At 38.6% G+C, this 22503-nt stretch carries 15 protein-coding genes; 8 read left to right on the top strand and 7 right to left on the bottom strand.

What is annotated here, in order from left to right:
* A complete protein-coding gene (locus tag AAC026_RS08975; RefSeq protein WP_339697151.1) occupies positions 1-1887 on the bottom strand; it encodes a von Willebrand factor type A domain-containing protein in 1887 nt (628 codons plus the stop codon).
* Positions 1888-1982: 95 nt separating this feature from the next.
* Between AAC026_RS08975 and AAC026_RS08970 the strand changes: the two genes are divergently transcribed.
* Both AAC026_RS08970 and AAC026_RS08965 read left to right on the top strand, forming a co-directional pair.
* A complete protein-coding gene (locus AAC026_RS08970; protein WP_339697149.1) occupies positions 1983-2570 on the top strand; it encodes a sigma-70 family RNA polymerase sigma factor in 588 nt (195 codons plus the stop codon).
* Positions 2554-3876, top strand: a complete 1323-nt coding sequence (locus tag AAC026_RS08965; RefSeq protein WP_339697147.1) for a TonB family protein — start codon at positions 2554-2556, stop codon at positions 3874-3876. The genes AAC026_RS08970 and AAC026_RS08965 overlap by 17 nt, the downstream gene beginning before the upstream one ends.
* Before the next feature lie 94 nt (positions 3877-3970).
* Here AAC026_RS08965 and AAC026_RS08960 read toward each other — a convergent pair whose 3' ends face one another.
* Positions 3971-4915: a hypothetical protein gene (locus tag AAC026_RS08960; RefSeq protein WP_339697145.1), complete on the bottom strand. Its 945-nt coding sequence runs from the start codon at positions 4913-4915 to the stop codon at positions 3971-3973.
* A 180-nt stretch (positions 4916-5095) separates the two neighbouring features.
* On the opposite strand from AAC026_RS08960, the gene AAC026_RS08955 reads away from it, so the two are divergent.
* From AAC026_RS08955 to AAC026_RS08940, 4 genes are all read left to right on the top strand, one after another.
* On the top strand, positions 5096-8191 hold the full coding sequence (locus AAC026_RS08955; RefSeq protein ID WP_339697143.1) for a hypothetical protein: 3096 nt from the start codon (positions 5096-5098) through the stop codon (positions 8189-8191).
* Positions 8192-8202: 11 nt separating this feature from the next.
* Positions 8203-9675, top strand: coding sequence for a carboxypeptidase (locus AAC026_RS08950; RefSeq protein ID WP_339697141.1), 1473 nt, complete (start codon positions 8203-8205; stop codon positions 9673-9675).
* 221 nt (positions 9676-9896) lie between these two features.
* A complete protein-coding gene (locus AAC026_RS08945) occupies positions 9897-11849 on the top strand; it encodes an ATP-binding protein (RefSeq protein WP_339697139.1) in 1953 nt (650 codons plus the stop codon).
* The gene (locus AAC026_RS08940) at positions 11842-12258 is read left to right on the top strand and encodes a response regulator (RefSeq protein WP_339697137.1); all 417 of its coding nucleotides are present in this window, start codon (positions 11842-11844) and stop codon (positions 12256-12258) included. The genes AAC026_RS08945 and AAC026_RS08940 overlap by 8 nt, the downstream gene beginning before the upstream one ends.
* 6 nt (positions 12259-12264) lie before the next feature.
* Here AAC026_RS08940 and AAC026_RS08935 read toward each other — a convergent pair whose 3' ends face one another.
* Positions 12265-12858: a hypothetical protein gene (locus AAC026_RS08935; RefSeq protein WP_339697135.1), complete on the bottom strand. Its 594-nt coding sequence runs from the start codon at positions 12856-12858 to the stop codon at positions 12265-12267.
* 151 nt (positions 12859-13009) lie between these two features.
* Here AAC026_RS08935 and AAC026_RS08930 point away from each other — a divergent pair, with 151 nt between their 5' ends.
* Positions 13010-13615, top strand: coding sequence for a type II secretion system protein GspG (locus AAC026_RS08930; protein WP_339697133.1), 606 nt, complete (start codon positions 13010-13012; stop codon positions 13613-13615).
* A 12-nt stretch (positions 13616-13627) separates the two neighbouring features.
* On the top strand, positions 13628-14101 hold the full coding sequence (locus tag AAC026_RS08925; protein ID WP_339697131.1) for a GNAT family N-acetyltransferase: 474 nt from the start codon (positions 13628-13630) through the stop codon (positions 14099-14101).
* Between the two features lie 83 nt (positions 14102-14184).
* Here the strand turns inward: AAC026_RS08925 and AAC026_RS08920 are convergent, their stop codons facing one another.
* The 4 genes from AAC026_RS08920 to AAC026_RS08905 form a co-directional block, all read right to left on the bottom strand.
* Positions 14185-15258, bottom strand: a complete 1074-nt coding sequence (locus AAC026_RS08920) for a phytase (protein ID WP_339697129.1) — start codon at positions 15256-15258, stop codon at positions 14185-14187.
* A 3-nt stretch (positions 15259-15261) separates the two neighbouring features.
* Positions 15262-18033, bottom strand: coding sequence for a TonB-dependent receptor (locus AAC026_RS08915; RefSeq protein WP_339697127.1), 2772 nt, complete (start codon positions 18031-18033; stop codon positions 15262-15264).
* A 305-nt stretch (positions 18034-18338) separates the two neighbouring features.
* Positions 18339-20699 (bottom strand): FtsX-like permease family protein, encoded by a 2361-nt coding sequence (locus AAC026_RS08910; protein ID WP_339697125.1) that lies wholly within the window; start codon positions 20697-20699, stop codon positions 18339-18341.
* An 87-nt stretch (positions 20700-20786) separates the two neighbouring features.
* Positions 20787-22166 carry a thioredoxin-like domain-containing protein gene (locus AAC026_RS08905; RefSeq protein WP_339697123.1) on the bottom strand — a complete coding sequence of 460 codons (1380 nt, stop codon included), beginning with the start codon at positions 22164-22166 and terminating at the stop codon, positions 20787-20789.
* Positions 22167-22503: the final 337 nt, after the last annotated feature.

Raw genomic sequence — 22503 nt, 5'->3', positions numbered from 1 at the left:
TTAAAACAACAGCTCTGTCATTTCAACTAGTCTGATGAATTCGGCTCTGTAACCTTCTTGGTCTAGGCCTTTTGCTCCTTTGGCCAAACGAATGACCGCATTAAAGGTCAGGTTGTTTTTGTATTCTGAATCGCGAAGCATCATTCCAAAACCAGCTACTGCAGCCGACCATCGGAAGTTTTTAGAGCTGTCGCTCAGTTTCACTGATTCATTCTTAATTACTTGTTGAAGCAAAATACTCGTTTCTCCATCAGGCTTTTTGTATCGAAGTTTCACCGTCATTAAATCGGTGGTGTTCCCTGTAGTTTTCTTCACTTCTGTATTTTGGTATTTCAAATCGTCCAAAGGTTTGAACTGGCTGTTTACCCCTACTGGAATGATTTCATATAAAGCGGTTACCGTATGACCAGCACCTAATTCACCCGCATCCTTTTTATCGTTGTTGAAGTCTTCATCATTCAGCTTTCTGTTTTCATAACCAATCAAACGATAAGCTTGTACGGTAGCAGGGTTAAACTCTACTTGAATTTTAACATCCTTGGCAATGGTAAAAAGCGTTCCCCCAAACTCGTTCACCAATACTTTTTTGGCTTCCAGAATATTGTCAATATAGGCATGGTTACCATTTCCTTTGTCGGCCAAAAGCTCCATTTTAGAGTCTTTGTAATTGCCCATTCCGTAGCCCAAAACGGTTAAGAAAACACCTTCATTACGCTTTTCTTCAATCAAGTCTTCCATGGCTTTATTGCTGGACGCACCTACGTTGAAGTCGCCATCGGTAGCCAAGATCAAGCGGTTGTTTCCTTCTTTTAAAAAATTCTGCTTCGCTATTTTGTAAGCCAACTCAATACCAGCACCGCCAGCCGTTGAACCTCCAGCGTTCAGCTTATCCAAGGCTTCAATAATCTTGTTTTTCTCTTTACCCGAAGTTGGAGGTAGCACCTCTCCTGCTGCGCCCGCATAGACCACAATGGCCACATGGTCTTCATCGCGCATTTGATTCACCAAAAGCTTCAATGATTTTTTGAGCAAAGGCAATTTATTATCCGCTCCCATAGAACCCGACACATCAACCAAGAAAACAAGGTTAGCAGGTGGTAATTTATCTACTTCAATCTTCTCGCCCTGAATTCCAATATGAACGAGTTTATGTTGGGTATTCCATGGTGCATCGGATACTTCATGCTGTACTGCAAACGGATGTTTGCCTTTAGGCCCCTCATAGTCATAATTGAAGTAATTGATCATTTCTTCAATTTTTACCGCATCCTTAGGAGGCATTTTACCATCATTAATAAACCTGCGCACATTGCTGTATGAAGCCGCATCTACATCAATAGAGAAAGTAGAAAAAGGGTTCTTCCATGGCGTATTGAAGCCATTTTCTTTTATTTCAGCATAATCTTCCTGACTCAATTCTTGAGGGTACTGGTAAGCAGTAGAAAAGTTATTCTCGGGTTGCATGTACATTTGGGATAAAATCTCAATCTTCATTTCTTCTTGGTCTGCTATACCCCTAATCATTATTTTGTTTTTCTGTTCTGCTTGCATTTGCCCTGTCACAATCATTTCCGACATGAGTTGCACATCCTGATCTAGGCTAACATTGATTACAGATTGCTTTCCTACTTTCACTTCTTGGGTGATGTAACCTAGGTATCTAAAAATCAATACCGTTTCGTTATTCGGTACGGTAATGCTGTACTTGCCATTAGCATCCGTAGAAACACCTTGGGTAGTCCCCTTAATCAATACAGACACTTGATATAGCGGAAGGTTATTATCAGCACTTTTCACAATGCCCGTAACTTCCTTTTGAAAATCTTTGGCTTGGCTGTTATGGAATATGCCAGTGAACAGCATCATTACTATTATTAAATTCTTCATCGCTAAAAGGTTTATGTAAAAATTTCTTTAACCTTGAGATGCACGGTTTTTGAAGATTCCATAAAAGCAGAGAAAAATAATTCATTTATAATCCGTTGTTCTCGAAAAAACGAACTGATATCGCCCAAAAAACTGACCTAGAGCTGATTTTCGCTTATCAAGAAAATCAGGACAATAGGTGGCTTGGTGAGCTGTATAAAAGATACATGAGCTTGGTATATGGGGTTTGTTTGAAATATTTGAAAGACCGCGATGCTGCCCAAGACATGGTGATGCAGGTTTTTGAAAAATTACTCTCGCAGTTGCAAAACCAAAAAGTAGAAAATTTCAAAAGTTGGCTCTATGTACTTACCAAAAATGAGTGCTTAATGCTCCTCAGAAAACAGAAGTCGCATGGGCATTCTGTAGAAAATCGAGAAGCCGTTATGGAAATTGCCTTGGCTGTGCATCATGATACCGAAGCGAATGCTTTGGAAAGTGATTTAACAAAATTAGAAGACTGCATTGGCAAACTGAATGAGGAACAAAAAGTCTGCGTACAGTTCTTCTATATTGAAAAGAAGAGTTACCTAGAGGTGGTAGAACTAACAGGTTTTGATTTGAAGAAAGTAAAAAGCTACATTCAGAACGGACGTAGAAATTTAAAAATATGTGTAGAAAACCTTCGTGAACAAGAAGCATAATCATATTGAACAATTGACTCCAGCAGTATTGGAAGCCTATAAAAAAGGGCTTTTGAATGCTGAGCAACAACATCAGGTTGAAAAACTGATGCTGGAGGACCCGTTCTATGCCGATGCATTAGTAGGCTGGGAAGAAATTGACGACTCGGAGCTAAGTGCGGACTTAGCCAAGCTTGAAAGCCGACTAGACGAACGACTAGAAGGAAATAATAAAATTGGCTTTTGGACAATTACCAGAAGATTGGCCGCTACTTTATTGATTTTAGTTACTGCTTCCTTTTTGTTTTTCTGGTTGCAGAATAAAGATGAAGCACCTGAAAAATTCACTGCGAAAAAAGAAGTTGAAACTGAGGCCAGACCAACTACAGACAGCCTTGAATTGATTAATCCAGACCAACTACAAAAGCCAAAGTTAACCGCTTCAAATAAGGAAGAAAAGCCAAAAAGCATGACCCTCAGTACCACTCCTAATGAAGGGGCATTGACCGAAGTGGCAATACAAACTGAAGAAGAAACAGAAATTGAAAATATTGATTTAAAAGCCCTTTCAGAAGCTACAGAAACCAATATAGCTCAAGCAAAAATGGAAGAGGCTGTTAGAATGGAAACGGCTAAAACGCTGATCGAAGAAAAAAATGAAGCTCAAATGGCCAGAACCATGGATGTTCAAAGCATGCTACAAAGCCGAGTGGCCGCGGTTAGGATTGATGAACCAAAAACCTCATTAACAGTTGTTGATGCTAGTGACCTCTCGCCCCTGCCTCAAGTCTCTATTTTTATCAAAAACACGACACAAGGAACAGCCACAAATATTGAAGGCAAAGCAGAAATTTCAGTCGATACTTCTGCAGCTTACTTGGTTCGCTATTTGGGTTATGTTAGTCAGGAATTTAGGATAAGTGACCTTTCCAAGATGAATGACACCATTAGAATGGAGGCTGATGAAACTTCTCTTGGTGAGATAGTGGTCAGTGGATTGGCCAAAGAAAATCAAAATAGACTGATAGTGCGTGCTAACCAAAAAGCAGCGCCTGTAATGGGAATGCCTGATTACAAGGATTACTTAGAGGAGAATTTCATTTACCCTGAAAATGAGTCAAAAACCAGAGGTACGGTTCGAGTGGAGTTCATCATTAATGCAGACGGCACATTGAGCAATTTCGAAATTAAGAAAAGCTTAGGTACGGCTTTCGATACAGAGGCTATTCGATTGATCAAAGAAGGACCCGTTTGGCAAGCAGCTACGGATGAAAATGGGGTTTCAAAAACATCGACTGAAATAATTCGAGTGGTTTTTAAACAATAAGCATTAGACCACTACAGAGATAACTCTGCTAAACTCAATAGCCTCTGATGAGATAAGTGTATCAACTTTTGGAGGGTTAAGTACGAGCTAAGCCTTAAAGCGAATCCCAAAGTTTTCTGGGTGGCACCATAAAAATTGAAAAGCGCAAATAGCTTGAGTCTTTAATATCATACTCACTTATCGCCTTCTTAATTCTATCACCAGGGTTCACAGTAAAATAAGTAAGATTATGTACATAGCCTACATCTACCCCCATCCAAAGCCAATCGTGAATTTCTTGCTCTAGCTTGAGTTTAAAGTAAATATCAGCCCGCTGTAGGGTAATTAAATGTGCTTCGTTTTCAAGGGCATCAGTAAGGTTGAATCTCCAATTGACCAACTCGGTTTGATATATAAAGTGCGTCCCCTTTTTCCAATGGTACCTCAAATTAATTGAGCTTGGTAAAATGGCTTCAAACAACATTTTTTCTGAAAGCTGCTTTTTATAACTGAAGGTTGGGTAAATATTTAAAAGCCCCAAAGCGTAATTTACTACACCGCCATAGCCAATAATTGTACTTTCGTTTAATTGCTTACTGTATTCTCCCATTGCTAAATATCGACTCGAAAATCGGTTGATGCTCCAAGTATCACTGGCCAATTCGGTTAAAACAATAAGTGAGAATCTCTTCTCTTTAGAAATGTTCCTTTGGTACAGAAAATTAAGTCCAGCGTTGTTGAGGTGATTGTTGTTTAAAAAATTGAATAATTCACCTTGTTGGCCTGCTCCAACACCATAGGATTGTTTATAATATTTGAACTGAAAACCGAAAAGCGTTTTTTCCTTTAGAATAAGGGGCACTCCCAGCCTAACCCTAAGCAGATTATCCTTTGCAATACTCGAAATAGAGTTATTCTCATCTGTAGGTTTCTCGTAGGCTCTATAGTTAGAAAGATATTCGGTAGTGAACTCAACTATTTTAGGTCGATAAGTGATAATGTCTTGGGCATTTACACTGATAGCAAGGAATAGGAAAAAGGAAGAAAGTAATAGTCGCATTAAAAGCTTAAGTCTAATGCGGAACTGACCAAGTTTCCGCCTTCATTCAACTCGCAAGTAAGAGAAAAGTTCTGAATAATTAATAACCGACAATCCCATCTCACCGCTCTTAAAAAATCAATCTTACCGTTTAATTCCTTTCCTTATCTTGATTTCCAAAATCAACCCAAATACTTAACTATGAAACGACTCCTATCTCTATCAGGACTGTTAATCATCTTATTTTCGACCCAAGTCATGGGGCAAATCAAGTCAGAAACCTACGCTGACTTAGACCTAAGGCACATTGGCCCTGCCAATATGAGCGGAAGAGTGGTGGATTTAGCAGTACAAGAAAGCGACCCTTATATTTTCTATGTAGCTACCTCTACAGGTGGAATCTGGAAAACCACCAATAACGGTGTAACCTTTCAGCCAGTTTTTGAAAATGAAGCCACCCACTCTATGGGTGCCATTGCTTTAAACCAAAACAACCCAAACATTATATGGGCTGGAACTGGAGAGCGTGCTAGTCGTCAAAGTTCCTCTTGGGGAGATGGTGTTTACAAATCTACAGATGCTGGTAAAACCTGGACGAACGTAGGTTTAAAAGACTCTCATCATATCGGCAGAATTGCATTACACCCAACCAACCCAGATATAGTTTATGTAGCAGCAATGGGACATTTGTGGGGGCCAAATAACGAAAGAGGTCTTTACAAAACCACTGATGGCGGTAAAACTTGGGAGCGTATTATTTATGTAAATGACGATACCGGAGTTGTAGATGTGGCCATGGATCCAAATAACCCTAATATTCTAATTGCAGCTACTTACCAAAGAAGAAGAAGACCTTACGGTTTTGATGGCGGTGGACCAGGAAGTGGTTTACACAAGTCTACCGATGGAGGTAAAACATGGAAAAAACTAACAAACGGACTACCTGAAGGTGAATATGGTCGTATTGGTATTTCCATTTACGGAAAAAATTCAAACATCATATATGCTTCTGTGGAGCAAGGCTTTCAATACAATGCATCTACAGCTTATAACGAGCGCAGGGCTGGTTTATACCGCTCTGACGATAAAGGAGAAACTTGGGCTTTCATGAGTGATTGGAACCCTAGGCCAATGTATGCCAGTCAGCCTTACGTAGACCCAAATGACGACAAACGTATTTACATGCAAAACCAGTTCAGTTACTCTACAGATAGCGGAAAAACGTTTACTGCCCCTCGTCAGTCGCTGCATGGCGATGATAGAATTGTTTGGGTAAACCCTAATGACTCTCGCCATGTGATTAAAGGGGATGATGGTGGAATTGGTATTTCTTACGACCAAACTAAAACTTGGCTTTTCCTTACCAACCTACCTGTAAGCCAGTTTTACAGAATTGCGGTTGACAATGCTGAACCTTATAACATATATGGCGGGCTACAAGATAATGGTAGCTGGGTAGGACCAAATGCTACTTATAAAAGTGACGGAATCCTTAACTCAGACTGGAGAAGAACTGGTGGTGGAGACGGTTTCTTAAGCTTACCACACCACACCCAAGAAGGTGTAATGTATGGTGAATCTCAGTATTTAGGCCTTTTCAAACTAGATTTAAACACTGGTCAAAGAAAATCGATCAGACCAGGCGATCCGAAAGGAGCTATTGGAGCCAGAAGAAACTGGGATTTCTGGGGACCAGGTTTGCCTGAGCCAGATTTGGAAAATGCCATGGCACCAGCCAACTGGGACGGACCTTTCTTCCTTTCTTACCATAACCCAAATACAATTTACGCAGGTACTAATGTGCTTTGGAAAAGTACAGATGGTGGAAACTCTTGGGAATCTTTGGGTGATTTAACTACCAAAGTAAACCGAAGAGATTTAAAAATCATGGGAAGAAGAGCCACTGAAGACACCCCTTCTTTAGATGATGGAATTCCGTACTACCCTACCCTTACGGCAATAGCCGAAGATCGCTTTACGCAAGGCTTGCTTTATGCAGGAACAGATGACGGCTTGCTTCAAGTATCGAGTGACGATGGGCAAAACTGGACGGATGTTACTTCAAAATTGAGTGGCTTACCTAAAGAAACGTGGATCAACACTATTGAAGTTTCTAGCCACAATGCTGGAACCGCCTATGTAGCCATTAACAATTACAGAAATAACGACTTCAAAAACTATGTATACAAAACTGTAGATGGTGGTAAAAACTGGACTTCAATTACTGGTAACTTACCAGCTGATCGCGTAGCGAGAACTTTAAGAGAAGACCCTAAAAATCCAAGTTTACTTTATTTGGGAACTGAGTTAGGTCTTTTCATCAGTAACAATGGTGGTAAAAACTGGATCGAGTTGAAGAACAACATGCCAACATTGCCTTTCAATGATTTAGTAATTCACCCAAGAGACAATGATTTGGTTTTGGCTACTCATGGGCGTGGTGTTTGGATTTTGGATAACCTCAATGCCATTCAAGAACTAACTACTTCTGTAGCCAACCAAGACGCAGCACTTTTCAGTATAGACAAGGGAGTGATGATTAATTATACAAGCGAAGGTGCCCATGTGGGTGATATGTTCTTCAGAGGTGAAAATCCTGTTCGCGGAGCAATCATTGATTACTATCTAAAAACGCCAGTAAAAGAGAGCGAAATTTCATTGACGATTCACGATACGCATGGCAATTTGATCAAAACTTTGGATCCTGACACTGTTGCGGGTATTCAGCGCGAAGTATGGGACATGAACTATGAGAGTTTTGCTCCTGCTTCATCAGGAAATGGCGGACGCAGAGGTTTTGGATTAAATGGGCCAAAAGTAAACCCTGGTAACTATGTAGCTAAGCTTACTGTTAAAGACAAATCCTATACTCAAACTTTTGTAGTAGAAGACGACCCAAGGTTGAATATTGATATTGCTGACAGAAAAGCATGGACAGCTAAATTAATGGAGATTGGAGAATTTTCTTTGAAAGCTACCGAAGCCATGAGCGACCTTGCTGAGCTACAGCGACACCTAAGCCAATTGGATAGAAAAAAAGTGAAATATGACGAAGCCGCAGCTAAAGAAATTAGAAATGTAGCAGGGCTTTATAGCGAGCTAATGAGCCGTGTGAGAGGCGTTTACTTTGGCGCTTCTGGTTGGATAGGCCAAATCACTGGCGATCAGCAGGCACAGTTCGACTACTTGCAAGAGATGCTTATCAAGTTGGAGCCAAAGAAAAAAGCGGTATTAAACGATTCGGTTAAAAAGCTAAACAAAAGTCTAAGCAAAGAGAACAGATATTCAGGTCAATAATTTTATAACGTATGAAAATTAAAGCTTTAGTAGTATTAATAGCCATTTCTACATCGGTAATGGCTCAGGATCGAAAAATCGATGTAGAATCAAAAGTGGTAACAACACATGAGGTTACCATTAAAGGGAAGCGTGTGCCCTACTCTGCAACAGTGGGTACTCAGCCCGTTTGGGACGGCAATGGCGATCCAATTGCCACATTATTTTATACTTATTATGAAAGAACGGATGTCAAAGATAAAGACAGCCGTCCACTAGTAATTTCATTTAACGGTGGTCCTGGTTCTGCTTCTGTTTGGATGCACTTGGCTTATACTGGCCCGCGTATTCTTAAAATTGATGATGAAGGTTATCCAATTCAGCCTTATGGTGTAAAGGACAATCCCAATTCTATTTTAGATGTAGCTGATATTGTATTTGTAAACCCCGTAAATACTGGTTATTCCAGAATCACGGACCCAAAAGCGAACAGATCAACTTTCTTTGGTGTAAGACAAGACATCACCTACTTATCTGAATGGGTAAACACTTTTGTAACACGCGCTAACCGTTGGAGTTCTCCTAAGTATTTAATTGGAGAAAGTTACGGAACTACCCGTGTTGGAGGAATGGCCTACGAGCTTCAAAACAATCAGTGGATGTACCTAAATGGCGTTATTTTGGTTTCTCCAACAGATATGGGAATCGACCGAAGTGGCCCAGTAGAAGCGGCCAATCGTTTGCCTTATTTTGCTGCTACTGCATGGCACCATAAGCAACTTCCTTCTGATTTGCAAAGCAAGGATTTACTGGAAGTGTTGGATGAAGTTGAAAACTACACCATTAATAAGTTTATACCTGTATTGGCCAAAGGCGCGTGGGCTACGGAATCTGAAAAGAATGAAGCCATTAGAATGTTTGCTCGTTATTCTGGTTTAGATGAAGAAATCATCAGACAGCACAACCTTGATGTGCCTTACAACTTTTTCTGGAAGGATTTACTCCGTCATGAAGGATACACTGTTGGTCGTTTAGATTCACGCTATAAAGGTATTGATAGAATGGATGCAGGTATGGGCCCAGATTTTAACTCAGAGCTTACTTCTTGGTTACATTCCTTTACTCCTGCCATCAATAAATATTTCATGAATGAGTTGGGCTACAAAACTGACATCAAATACAACATGTTTGGCCCAGTAAACCCTTGGGACCGTTCTGGCGATAACTCTGCAGAAAGCTTACGCAAAGCAATGGCCATGAACCCTTACTTAAAGGTAATGACCCAAAGCGGCTATTACGATGGTGCCACTACTTACTTCAATGCCAAGTACAATATGTGGCAAACCGACCCAAGTGGTAAACTAAAAGACAGAATGAGCTTCAAAGGCTACCGCAGTGGACATATGATGTACTTAAGGGCTGAAGATTTAGCAAAATCTAATGAGGACATTAGGGAGTTTATTAAAAACTCTATACCACCAGCGGGAACTCCAGCTAAGTATTAAAGACAGAATTAACTACATTGAACAGGTCGCCTAAAAGTGACCTGTTTTTTTATGCGCCATAAAGTCAAGCTAATTCAGCAGGTAATCTAAATTTTATAGGGTAATAGATTGAAGCTAAATTCAAAACAAAAATATATAGATATAATACAGGCCTTTGCTATATTATTTTTTGCTATTTTCAAAACATTCATAGCCTCATCTCCAGCAATCAAACAAAGCATATGTACTACGAAGCTCAAGTGAAAAAAATGAAGGTACTTGCTCTGATCATTATTTCAGTAGGACTCTTGGTAATATTGGGCTGGTATACACAAAACTCCACCCTTTTGAGAGTAATTGAACTGGGCCCTACAATGAAGTTCAATACAGCATTCTCATTTGTTCTATCTGGCATAGTAATTCTTCTTATTTCATCTTCTTCTATAAACAAGAAGGCCTATCTCCCATTTTCAATTGCTGTGTTTCTTATTAGTGGTTTCACCTTAACAGAGTATTTTTTCAGTAACCTAAACGTCATAGACTACATAGCTATTCAAGACAAACTTTCAACAAAATCTCCTGGCAGAATGTCGCTTGCCACCTGCCTAAATTTTCTACTTTTTAGTTTATCCACTTGGCTCATTTCTTCCTCAAAAAAGAAATCAAGAAAGGTAGGTGAGTACTTTATTGTTATCATTCTGATCTTATCTACCCTATCCATTATTTCGTTTCTACTGCAAGTCCCTATGAGTAACAGGCTCGCCATTATCGATACAATGGCGATTCATACCTCTGTCTTATTTATACTACTCGGAATTGCCACTTCATTAAAAAACCCAGAAACAGGTTTTATTGCTTTTAGAAATAGCCGTTCTGCTGGTGACAAAATGATCAGGATGGTTCTGCCTTTCATTTTAATCATCCCTGTTGGCCTGAGTATTATTTTTTCAATGCTCAACAATGCAGGCGTTATTGATGTTGACCTTGGTTTGGTCTTGTTTTCTGTGGTTCTCATTCTTATTGGCAGTATGCTCATTACTTTATATGGCAATAATCTTAATAGGCTTGAAAACCAAAAGAAGGCACTAGAGAAGTCCTTTGAAGCGGTAAATAAAGAGCTGCTGGACTATAAATACGCCATTGACCAAGTATTATCTGTTTCTATTATTTCTACTGAACAGAAGCTCATTTATGTTAACGATACCTTTTGTGAAACTTCAGAATACTCTCGAAACGAAATAATTGGAAAAGGCTACGAACTGATACGAACAGACCATCATCCTCCTGAATTTTATGATGACCTATGGGGTACGATTTCCAATGGGAACATTTGGCAAGGAGAAATTTTAAACATGTCTAAGTCGGGCAAAAAACACTGGTTTCATTTGACTATTGTACCTTTTAAAAACTCTGAGGGAATAATCTTTCAGTACCTTACACTGGCGAAGAACATTAGTTTAGAAAAGAAAGCTGAGCAGCTTAACAGTCAATACCTAAATGAATTAAAGAGTAAAAACACGGAGTTGGAAGAGTTCTCTTATATCACCTCTCATGACTTACAAGAACCACTAAGAACACTTACCAATTACTCAGGTTTGTTTGTGAAAAAATACCACGACATACTTGACAAACAGGGAATTGAACTACTTGAATTTATAAGCTCTGCAACTGAAAGAATGCAAACATTAATCCGTGACGTTTTAGACTATAGCAGAATTGGTAAAGAAAAATCAAAAGTAGAAATAGATGTCTTTAAAGTGGTGGAGCATGTTGCGCAAGACCTCTCCACACTTATAAACAATTCGAAAACTGAAATTAGGGTTAACAATGAGTTCCCCAAAATCTATGGTTACGAAACGGAAATAAGACTTGTCTTCCAAAACTTAATAACAAATGCTATTAAGTTCAAAAAAATAGACAAAAATCCATATATTGAAATTGGGTACAACGAAGAGCAGGGTAATCACAAGTTCTTTGTTGCCGATAATGGAATTGGCATTGATCCTAATTATAAGGATAAGGTCTTTCAGATTTTTCAAAGGCTACACAAACAATCAGCGTATTCAGGCACTGGTATTGGTTTGGCCCATTGTAAAAAAATTATTGAAAGACATCGAGGTCAAATCTGGTTTGAGCCAAATAATAATGAAGGCACTATTTTTTACTTTACTATTATGAAGAACAACAATGAATAAAAAACTCAACTCCATACTTTTAATTGACGACAATCCTGCCGACAACCTCTATCATAAAATGATTATTGAAGGTGAGGAAGTTACCGATTCTGTAAAAATTGCCGAAGATGGAGTTGAGGCGATAGACTATTTAAAATCTACTTTTGATGGAAAGTACCCCCAACCAGATTTGGTCTTTCTCGACATAAATATGCCCAGAATGAATGGATGGGAATTTTTAGAAGAATATAGCAGATTAAATGCTAGCCAAAAAGGTCGTAGTCTATTGATGATGTTGAGCACCTCTAACACCATAGAAGACAAACGAAAGTCTGAACAATATGATTTTATACTAGGCTATGGCTCTAAACCTCTCACTGTAACAATGCTTTGGGAAATTATCAAAGAGAGCTTTCCTGATTACATATAGCTCAAACTACCTTGCCACTCCATTCATAAAATCAACTTTGGAATTGATTGGGTTGCCGGCCATTCGCCTTAGTGTAACTACCTGACCAATATGCCATAATGCGTCTTCTAAGGGTCCGTTTAAACCGTTCCAAAAAGGTAGTTTTTGCCCACTCCCATTAGGGTTTTGAAAAACCAAATTATAGCGCTCAAAATCGGCATCATTACTTACTTTAAGCATTGCACTCGCGGTTTGTATAAATGCAAGAGTCTTCTCTCGTTTTTCATCAAAAGTTAAAGAGTCAGTTTTGATGGGAAAAACAGTAGGCTGCTGCATTGTAGCATTGGTAAACATCAAAACCAATGAATAAATGTGATCGATAGTTTCCCCAATGGTTCTAGACTCCTCTCCTGCTTTAAAGCTCAAATCGTCCTCGGTTAGGCCCTCTGTTGCCCAGTAAAATCTAAAACCAAGCCCGTCTGAAAGGCGCCCCATTAAAGTGCCCGATGTAAAAACCTTTGCTGCAGGAGGTATTTCTCTAAAAGGAAGACCTTGAGCATTTGACAGTCCAACAAATGATAATAAAAAAAGCAGAAATAAGATGCTCCTACGCTTGGCCATAATTCAATAAACATTCAATGATTTGCTAAGATAAGAAGATTGGATAATCATTGCTTTTCCTGAGCAGATAAGTAGGTTTAAAACCATAATTCTTTGAAATACTAAAATTGAACTATACATTTAATTTAAAGACAACCCTTTTCCATTTTCGATGAGAACCCTTATCATTTTCATTATTTCCATTTTTATACCTGGGGCAGGCCAAATACTATCGAAAGATTATTTCAAAGGTGCTATTATGATTTTGCTAGCTTTCTGTACTAGCATGGTTTTTAATCAACTATCACCCGAAATTCCTTTTTTCATTATAATGATCTGGTCACTGGTTGATCTTTATCTCAAAACCGAGAAAACAGAAGGAAAACAAAAAGCCATTAAATACCTGATATTTAGCATTATAGTAGTCGTAGTTCTAATCCCCGCTGTCTTCTATTTGTCTATTTTCTCCTTTGTTAAAGGGGGAAATTATTTAAAGGACGAGTTCTTTAATCAGAATAATACTGAGAATGAAATGAAGGAAATATCCATAGAACTTGATAAATACTTTCTTTTCAGAAAAGCCTACCCAATTCACTTTTCTGAATTTGTAAACTCAAAACCAATTTGGAAAAATTGGGAGCATGATAGTTGGGGAAACCCATATCATTATACTTTAACAGATTCTTCAAGTTATACATTGGTCTCTGCAGGGCATGATTTAGAAATTGGAACTGAGGATGACATTATAAAATCTTCTTTTAAAAAAAGCCCTGAATAGAGACTGGAACAAATGAAGATCATCCAAACTAACCAGCTGACAACACACCAAAAAGAAAGGATAACGGCCTTGTGGAATGCTGAATATCCAACTTCGTTAAGCTACAATTCCATAGCGGGATTTGATGAGTTTCTTGATAAAATAGAGCAACTGAAGCATTACATCCTTAGCGACAATGGTCAAAATATTGTTGGTTGGCTTTTCGTATTTATTCGGGACGAAGAAATCTGGTTTTCGGTAATACTAGATAGTAATTACCAAAAAATGGGGTTTGGAAAGCAGTTACTCAACTTAGCTAAACAAGACTTCAAAACCCTTAATGGATGGGTAATAGACAATGCCAGTAGTAAGAAATCAGATGGTTCTCTATATCCTGTTCCCTTACCCTTCTATCTTAAGAATGGCTTTAATGTGCTGAATGATGTTCGATTGGAAACGGAAAAGCTTTCTGCAGTAAAAATCAGATGGGAGCTCTCTGGTGAATAATTGTTTAAAGGTAAAAAAGGTCTAGATGCAACACTACTGTGGCACACCTAGACCTTAACTTAAAATGGTTAAATTATAGCGTTTTACTTCTTCAATAACTCACCTAAAATATCCTCTACCCTATAATACTGAAAAGTTCGGTTATCAGACATGGCAACAAAGATTCCATGCTTGAAGGTGTCGTTCAACAGTACATTGGTAATTTCAGAGCCATCGCTCTCATTGGTGGATACCTTTATGGTTTTCAACAATTCGTGCTGATGTGGATTGACGGAAGTACCTTCTCTAGAATAAATCTTGAACTGATTTGCTTGTTGGTCGGAAACGAGAATAAATCCTTTGCCATTTCCAGCATCATAAATAGAAATGCCTTCATTATCATCCAAAAAATCTGTTGTTCCAAACAATGCCAATTCTTCATTTCCCATTTCTGGATTTGCATGATATTTTCTTATCCCAACATTTTCATCTGAATAGTATACAAAGCCCAATTCATTGTCCACCGCAATGGCTTCTATCTCCTTTACTCCGCTAAACTCCCCAAACTTCCTTACTAAGGTAGCTTTAACAGTTCCTTCGGCAGTTCCTTCTAGCAAATATTGCCATAAATAAGTACCGTCTGTAGGGCCGGTTTTTCTTCCCATAATGGCGAAAATAGCCCCATCTGTTGGTCGCTTATAAAGGGCCACACCCATTAGGTCGCGATACTCCACTCCTTCTTCACCTTCAAAAACTGGAATTCCACCGTTGTCAATCACTTTCATTTCTGGCAAAGCAAATACACGCATATTATGAGTAAATCTTTCTCCAGTCACAGCAATGTCAATGGTGTCAGTACCTACTACCAAACCATATTCAATGTCTACATTATTCGGTCTTTTTAAGCCTCGAACGGTTCGCTCTTCTATTACCTTACCGTTTAGGTCGAAAGCGTAAAGTGCACCATCGATGTCTTTATCGGTGCCAATAATCATACTTTGAGCAGGATCGGTTGGATTGACCCAAATCGCAGGGTCATCGGTATCGTGTAAAGTAGTATCTGTTGTTATAGCTGGCTTAATAGCGTCTGCTACCGAAGTTGTTTTCTCTTTTGTCTCGCTACAAGAAATTGCCACAAAGGCAACTCCAAGTACAATATTCATTACTGATTTCTTCATGAATTAATTATTAAACAAATCGAATTTTAAGCCTGCATTGAATCTTACATTGTAATATTCAGCTTGCATGGTTCTGCTGCTAATTCCCTGATAATACCTCAAAGGCTGGTTAGTGAGATTGTTCACTTCAAAAAAGAATCTCCAGTTCTTATTAAAAGCATAAGAGCCATTAAGATCCAAGAAGGTTTGTTTGTCATAATACCTGTCTTCAAAACTTTCTCCGCCCAACTCATCAATATAGTCGCTAGCAAAATTCAACGAAGCTCTCAGTACTAACTTCTCGGTTTCATAAGAAAGTGAGGCGTTAAACATGTTTTCGGCAGTTCCTGGTAAGGCCAAATCATCTGATTCACGTCCTTGAATACCTGTAGTGCTCGATTGAGTCAATGTGTAGTTCAAGTACAAGCCCAGCCCCTTCCAAATTTGTCTTTGAAAAGAAACTTCAAGTCCGTAAATCTCAGCGGTTCCGCCATTTTGAAAAGTTGTATATTCTAAATCGCTACCAAACTGAGGATCATTATAACCTTCAGTTCTTTGAGAGTAAATGAAGTTATTTACATCCTTATAGAACACTCCTCCTGAAACTAAACCAATGCTCTGGAAGTAATTTTCATACATTAAATCGAAGTTGGTTGATGTAGTAGCTTTCAAGTTTGGGTTACCACGTGTCAACTCTTCATCATCTGGGCTGAATTCAGCGTAAGGCACCAAGTCATAATAATTTGGTCTTGCAATAGTGTTAGTATAGGCAAATCTCAAGATTGAATAATCTGAAAAATTGTAGTTTAGGTGTACACCAGGCATAAAGTTGGTGTAATCTTGAGAAGCTTGGGTTTGGCTGTAGGTGTCATTATCTACATCCAATATATATCCAGAATAATCAATGCTAGTTGATTCTAACCTAAGCCCAACAATACCAGAAAGCTCATCTGTTAAAGTCAGGTCAGCCATAGCATAACCTGCATATATACTTTCTGTTGCATTATAATTTCCTGGAAGATATTCTCCCAAAACATCTTCTTTATCAAATAAAGAAGCATTGTTCAGGTCAATAGCCCCTAGAAAACCCGGAGTACCAAAAACACCTGCTCTAAACTGACTGCCGGGCATGAAGTCTGAATCGGAATAATTCTCGTTTGGAATATCTCCTATTGTTGCTCCAAAAGCATCCTCGTCAGTTGGTTCATAAGCAAAGAAATTGTTTTTTCTTTCTTTAGTTTTTGTTCTTAAACGAGCTCCAAATTTAACAATTGACTTATCTGAAACAGGTAAAGTGAAATCTACCTTAGAGTTAAAGTCTTCATCTGAAGTATAACCGTTTTGCTCAGAAAGTTCATTGAATTCAATACCCAAGTTATCGGATGGATTGGCTAATATGGCCAAAGGAAACCTAGGATTTCGAAGGTCTACATTTACATTTTGATCCTTAGACCTGTAACTAACGTAACGCTCATTTGGCCTTTCTTCTGAGGCTTTAGCGTATGTTCCCGACCAAGTGATTTTCAATCTATCCAATTGGTGCTCACCTCTTAGGCTTAGGTTTCTGTTTCTCTGGTCTTCCAATCTTCGGTTATCAACCCTGTCGCTACCAATCCCACCTTTGGTCTGAAATTCTACACGCGCTTTTGTTGTATTATAGTTGTTGGCTCCAATTGTAGTGAAATCTCCATCGTTGAAGGCATCTTCTAACTGACTCACACGCATTCTAAAACGGTTTTCCCAATCATCTCTCCAGTTGTACACACCTGAAAGAAAGATTTTATTGTTCTTATTGATTTTATAATCTAAGGCTAGGTTAGCACTTCTTCTCACCCTCTGCACCCGATACTCTCTAATATCAAACTCATCAATATATGCCTTGCCATCGTCACCTTCGACCCAAACGGCTTCAATGTCATCTGACCCGAAATTATGGTTGTTGTATGAAAGTGATAGTACTGCACCTAGCTTCCCTTGGGCAAAACGATCAGAAGCAATCAATGACCCTGTCCAAATAGGTTTATCAGAAAGGAAGTTGTAACCAGAGGCCAATGTTCCAGACAAACGCTTTCCTGTTGGTTCAGAACGAGTTACTAAGTTTACAGAACCGCCAATAGCGTCAGCATCCATATCAGGTAATACAGCTTTGTTCACTTGTATGGTCTGGATCATATCTGCTGGAATTAAGTCCAACTGAACATTTCTGTTGTCGCCTTCAGCAGAAGGAATACGTTCTCCATTTAATGTTACTGAGTTTAACTGTGGTGCAAGGCCTCTAATAATAATATTTCTTGCTTCGCCTTGGTCATTCTGAATAGTAATACCCGGAATACGCTTTAAAGCATCTCCAATATTGGCATCAGGAAAACGACCTACTTGATCGGCAGACACTACATTAGTGATGTTGGCATTAGTACGTTGCTGGTTCAGTGCCTTAGCCTGACCTTTAAGTCTATCTCCAATTACCATTACTTCGCCTGTTTGGGTATAGCCCGGCTCCATGGCAACATTAACTACTGTGGTTTGTCCAACTACAACAGTCATTACTTGTTCTACTTTCTTGTAGCCTACATAAGATACCGTAACATTATGATCGCCTACTGGTATTTCGATTAAGGTATAGTTACCATTAACATCTGTAACTCCACCCTTATTAATGGCTGAAATAAAAACTGTGGCTCCCGGTAAACCAAGGCCAATTTCGTCAGTAATCTTTCCACTAATGATTCCATTTTGTGCCATGGCAACACTAGAAAACAAAAGCGCAATTACTAAAGTGTGTAAAATTCTTTTCATAGATAGATTAGGTTAAATTATTGCTGTGCCAAAACTCAGCAATGAAGAAAAACTAGTCGTTTCGAAAAGGTTAAGAAAAAGGCAAGAGGCCTAGGTTTAGTGTTAAGAATTTGAGCACAACATGCAGCAGGAAAGACAAAACAGCCCTTCTGATGACGTTTTATTAAGCTTTAGTGAGGAATTGGTTAACTAGTAATTAAACCAATATTATCCCTTTGTTACTCAATAAACCAAAAGGGATATAAAGGCAAAAACTGATTGTTTGAAGCCGCATTTTCTAAAAATTATAAACGCTTGATCTCACACTAATCCTGTCGAAGTGCTTCGACAGGATTAATTTTACTCGCTTTTACTCCTGGGTAAATCAATGCTAGTGCTGCCAGCGAAGCCATCAGAATTACAGTTAGGGCAATGTGTTCTACACCAAGTGTTATTCTATATTGATAGCCAGAAAGCCATTCACCCGAAAAATGAAAAGATAAGGGAATAGAAATTAAAATTGAAACGAGACAAACCCATCCAATTGGCTTTCCTATTTGTATTAAAATTTGTCTCATACCAGCTCCAATCGCCTTTCTTATCCCAATTTCTTTACGCTTCTGATCCGCATAAAAATAGGTTAATCCAAAAATGCCCATAGCCGAAACAAAGACCAAAAGCAAAGTAGCCCATTGATAAAATGCTCCTTTTTGATAATCCTGTCGGTAAGCATTGTCAATAGATTCTTCCATAAGATTATAACTCAGTAGGTAGCCTGGGAAGAACTCATCCCATTTCTTCTCCAATGCAGTAGTCAATTGATCATCGTTCGATTCGGTTCTTAAAGTGAGGCTGAAGTAACCGCCAAGTTCATTGGTCAAGAGCACCATTGGATCTATCATGTCGTGCATAGTTGCATAATGATAATCGGCTACAACTCCAGTAATTGTGTATTCCATAGTAGTATCGCGCATTGAATACATCATTTTTTGCCCCACTACCTCATCATTGGAAGAAAAACCCAATGCTTTTACTGCCTTCTCATTGAGTAGAAGTTTTCTCCCTTTTTCAACAACATTCTCTCCTACCAAAACAAGCATTTGATTTGTCTCAATAAAATCTGGGTCAATTAGATTTACGTTGAGCAAATGATTCTCCACTGCCGTATCCTTTCTTATGGAAAAGTTGGCTTTACTTTGCCAGCCAAAAATTGGTGCTGTTGAAATACTCGCTTTCTTCACTCCTGCTATGCCCTCAAAAGCTGTTTTTATTGTTCTTGCCTGATCGTAGCCAGAAACCTGATTCAGTGTAATGGTCATTAGATCATCTTGCTCATAACCTAAATCTATGGTTTCCATGTAAGTCAGTTGATTCGATATTACACTTGCACTGAAAATAAAGAAGCCAGCCAAAGTAAATTGTAGCCCAATCAAAAAAGTACGAATGCTACTTTGGCCTTTGGTTTTATAGTTTGAAATAATGGAGTGGCTATTCCAACGGCTCATTAGTAATGAGGCTCCAGCGGTAATAGTCCAGAAAACTAGAAATAACCCTCCCATCAACCACCATAAATTGTCAGCCGAAAGCCACCCACTTGCTAAAGTAAGGTTAGTGTATTGCTCTAGTTCATTTAAAGCCAATGAAATCATTATACCACTTAAAACGAATGCTGGTAAAAGCACAATCAGAGATTCGTTGGCCTGTTGTTTGATTTTCGAAGCCCATGTAATCCCCAACACCTGTTTGATCGAAAGCTCTTTTGACCTTTGGATGACCAACGCAGTTTGCATATTGAAAAAGTTAATAAGCGTTGAAATAACAATGAATACGGCCAAAATCACCATTATCCAAAGCGTATTCTTATCGTGTTTCTGACCCAAATCAAACTCTAACCCACGATGGTAATGCATTCCAGAATAAGCCTCAGCCTCATGTACTACTACATCAAGCAGGTCTCCTATATTTTCTTTATAGAATTCACCGAGCTTTTCATTCAGCTCTTCAGCATCAATGCTTCCATCTGTCACCAAAAAAGTGTTCAGGCCTGGTACAATAGAACCATAGTTCTTGTTGCTCAAAGGTTCTATAATTCTAAAATCAGCTAAAATATTAGGGTGAAAGGATACATTCGTAGGATAATCCTTAAAAACACCCACAACAGTTAATCCCTTGGTTCCATAAATTCCTTGGGAAGAAATCACCTGATTGATCGGATTGCTTGTACCAAATAACCTTTCGCGGGTGCTTTCATTGATCAATATATCAGTTTGTTCTTTCGGAAATTGGCCAGAAACAAGTTCGGTGGTAAAAGCGCTGTAGTAACCAGAATCTACAAAAGCAGTATTTTGATTACTAAAAATCTTATCTCCAAAAGTCAATGTTAAGGACTGATATCGTAATCTAACTCGGTCGGTGATTTCAGGAATTACGTCTGAAAGGTTATTACCACTTATTACTGAGGTTGAAGCAAAATGTCGTTTGCCATCTCGCAAATTCAAACTGGCCGATAGCCTATAAATTTGGTCTCCTTGCTGATGATAACCGTCATAGGTGGCGTCATGAAGTAAAATTGAAAAGAGTAAGATTGCTCCAGTGAGCCCGACAGTAAAACCTAAAAAATTAATTAAGCTTGGAATCTTAAATCGTGATACGGCCCTAAGGGCAAAGCGGAAATGGGTAGACATCATGGCAATCTGAATTTAAACTAAAGTATTAGGTTTAGTTTAAAAAACCAACTATCGACTTAGTTTATATAGAATAAGAAGACTCTACTACTAATTCAGGCTACTGAGATATTCAATGATTTGAGAAGCGCTCACCCTTTTGAGCACTATTCTCTTTTCCTTGTCGAGTAAATAAAGTGTTGGATAAGATTGAACATTATAGTCACGCAGTTCATTCAAACCATTGTTGCTGTTCATCAAATTGACCCAGTTCGATTTTGTTTTGCTCATTAAAACACCTTTCCAAACGGCTTGATCAGCTTGCTTATAAATTGTTACTACCTTATTTGAAGGCATTACTGCATCATCCATCTTAGAAAGTTCTTCCAAGGTTTTTTCGCAAGGAATACAATCAATTTTCATGAAAGCGAGTATTGTCCAATCTGCTGATTGGGCATAAAGCGACTGGTTCGCACCATTTACATCTGGAAGTTCAAAATTGACCGCTAGTCTGCCACAGAGGTTATTTCTTAGGTTATCGGCACTTACTCTTAGTCTTGAAAGCCCCTCTTCATCCATCCAAACTGCCTTTCCTTTCAAGTAATATTTGTCAATCATGTGTAAATAAACTTCGTCATGACAAATCATTTTTGCTTTGGCATACTTATTCAAAAGGGTAATTAGGGTATATTTAAAGTACTCATCATTTAAACTCGACTTATCTAGAACATAGTCTACAGCCGCAATTAAAGAATCTGGCTGCTGTAGTGTAAGTTGATCCATATAGGCCATCAATTTTGGATGATAGACAGGCGAATACAATAAATCACCCTTTGAAAAATCAATATTATCGAAGTAATGTTTTCTATAATCGTAAAATTTAAATGCATCAATTTCCTCAGCCGATAGCCCCGCAGGTGCTTCTTTAGCCTCATATTCAATTGAAGATTTAATCAATTGGGCAACAAAGCTTTTCGGGTATTTCATTATAATTTCCGTCCGTTTTGCCTGCCTCTGCGTTCCGATTTCATCTTGCTTTGCAAGCTTTCTAAAATCATCAAGGCTAGTATCTTCTTCAATTTTTTTAAACTCAATTTGGGTTTGATTATTGAATTTTAGGTATTCAAAAAGCTGCTTGTTTTCCTCTGAAGTAACCACCTGCATTCCGCCAATAACATCGTCCTTCATGGTTTTCATCACTATTTTAGGCTCTTTGGCTACAAACTCAAAGTAATTGTTGTCTGGAAAAACCAACATATACAAACCTATATGCACCGTATCCATCTGAAAGGTTACCAAGCCTCCCTCTTTTGATGTTGCCTCTTGTTTGATGTATTGCTTATCACCCAAATAATAGGCTAAGCGCATATTTTCACCAGCAGGTAAGCCTTCTATGGTAAAACTATAATCAGCATTATAAATCTCTTGGGCCGAAGCTTTAGAGGGAATTCCGAGTACAAAGACTAGAATGAGGAGTTTCAAAATACGCATACCGAAAGATAATTGATTTTAGGTTTTGAAGGGAATTGAACTGGAGATAATATGGGTCGCTCCTACGGAGCTTGGTGATCAATACCTATTTGTAATCCTACAAACAGGCCGTCCCTCTGGGACTTTTATTAAAGATTTTAACAATTGTAGTCTAACTCAGGCCATGCCGGTAAATAAGTCTTCTGAATCCAATTTTTCTTTTTGAATGTAACGAACCTCAGCGGGGTGCACTGATTGTAAAAGCTTGTTGCTAAGGTTAATCAAGCCCCAGCGGGGCGACCTGTTAATTTCTAAAATCATGCTCGTTAAACAAATCTTTAACAACTATCTTAATCCC

It is taken from the genome of uncultured Roseivirga sp., from assembly GCF_963973945.1.
GTDB lineage: Bacteria > Bacteroidota > Bacteroidia > Cytophagales > Cyclobacteriaceae > Roseivirga.
This window is presented reverse-complemented; position numbering and strand designations above follow the sequence as displayed.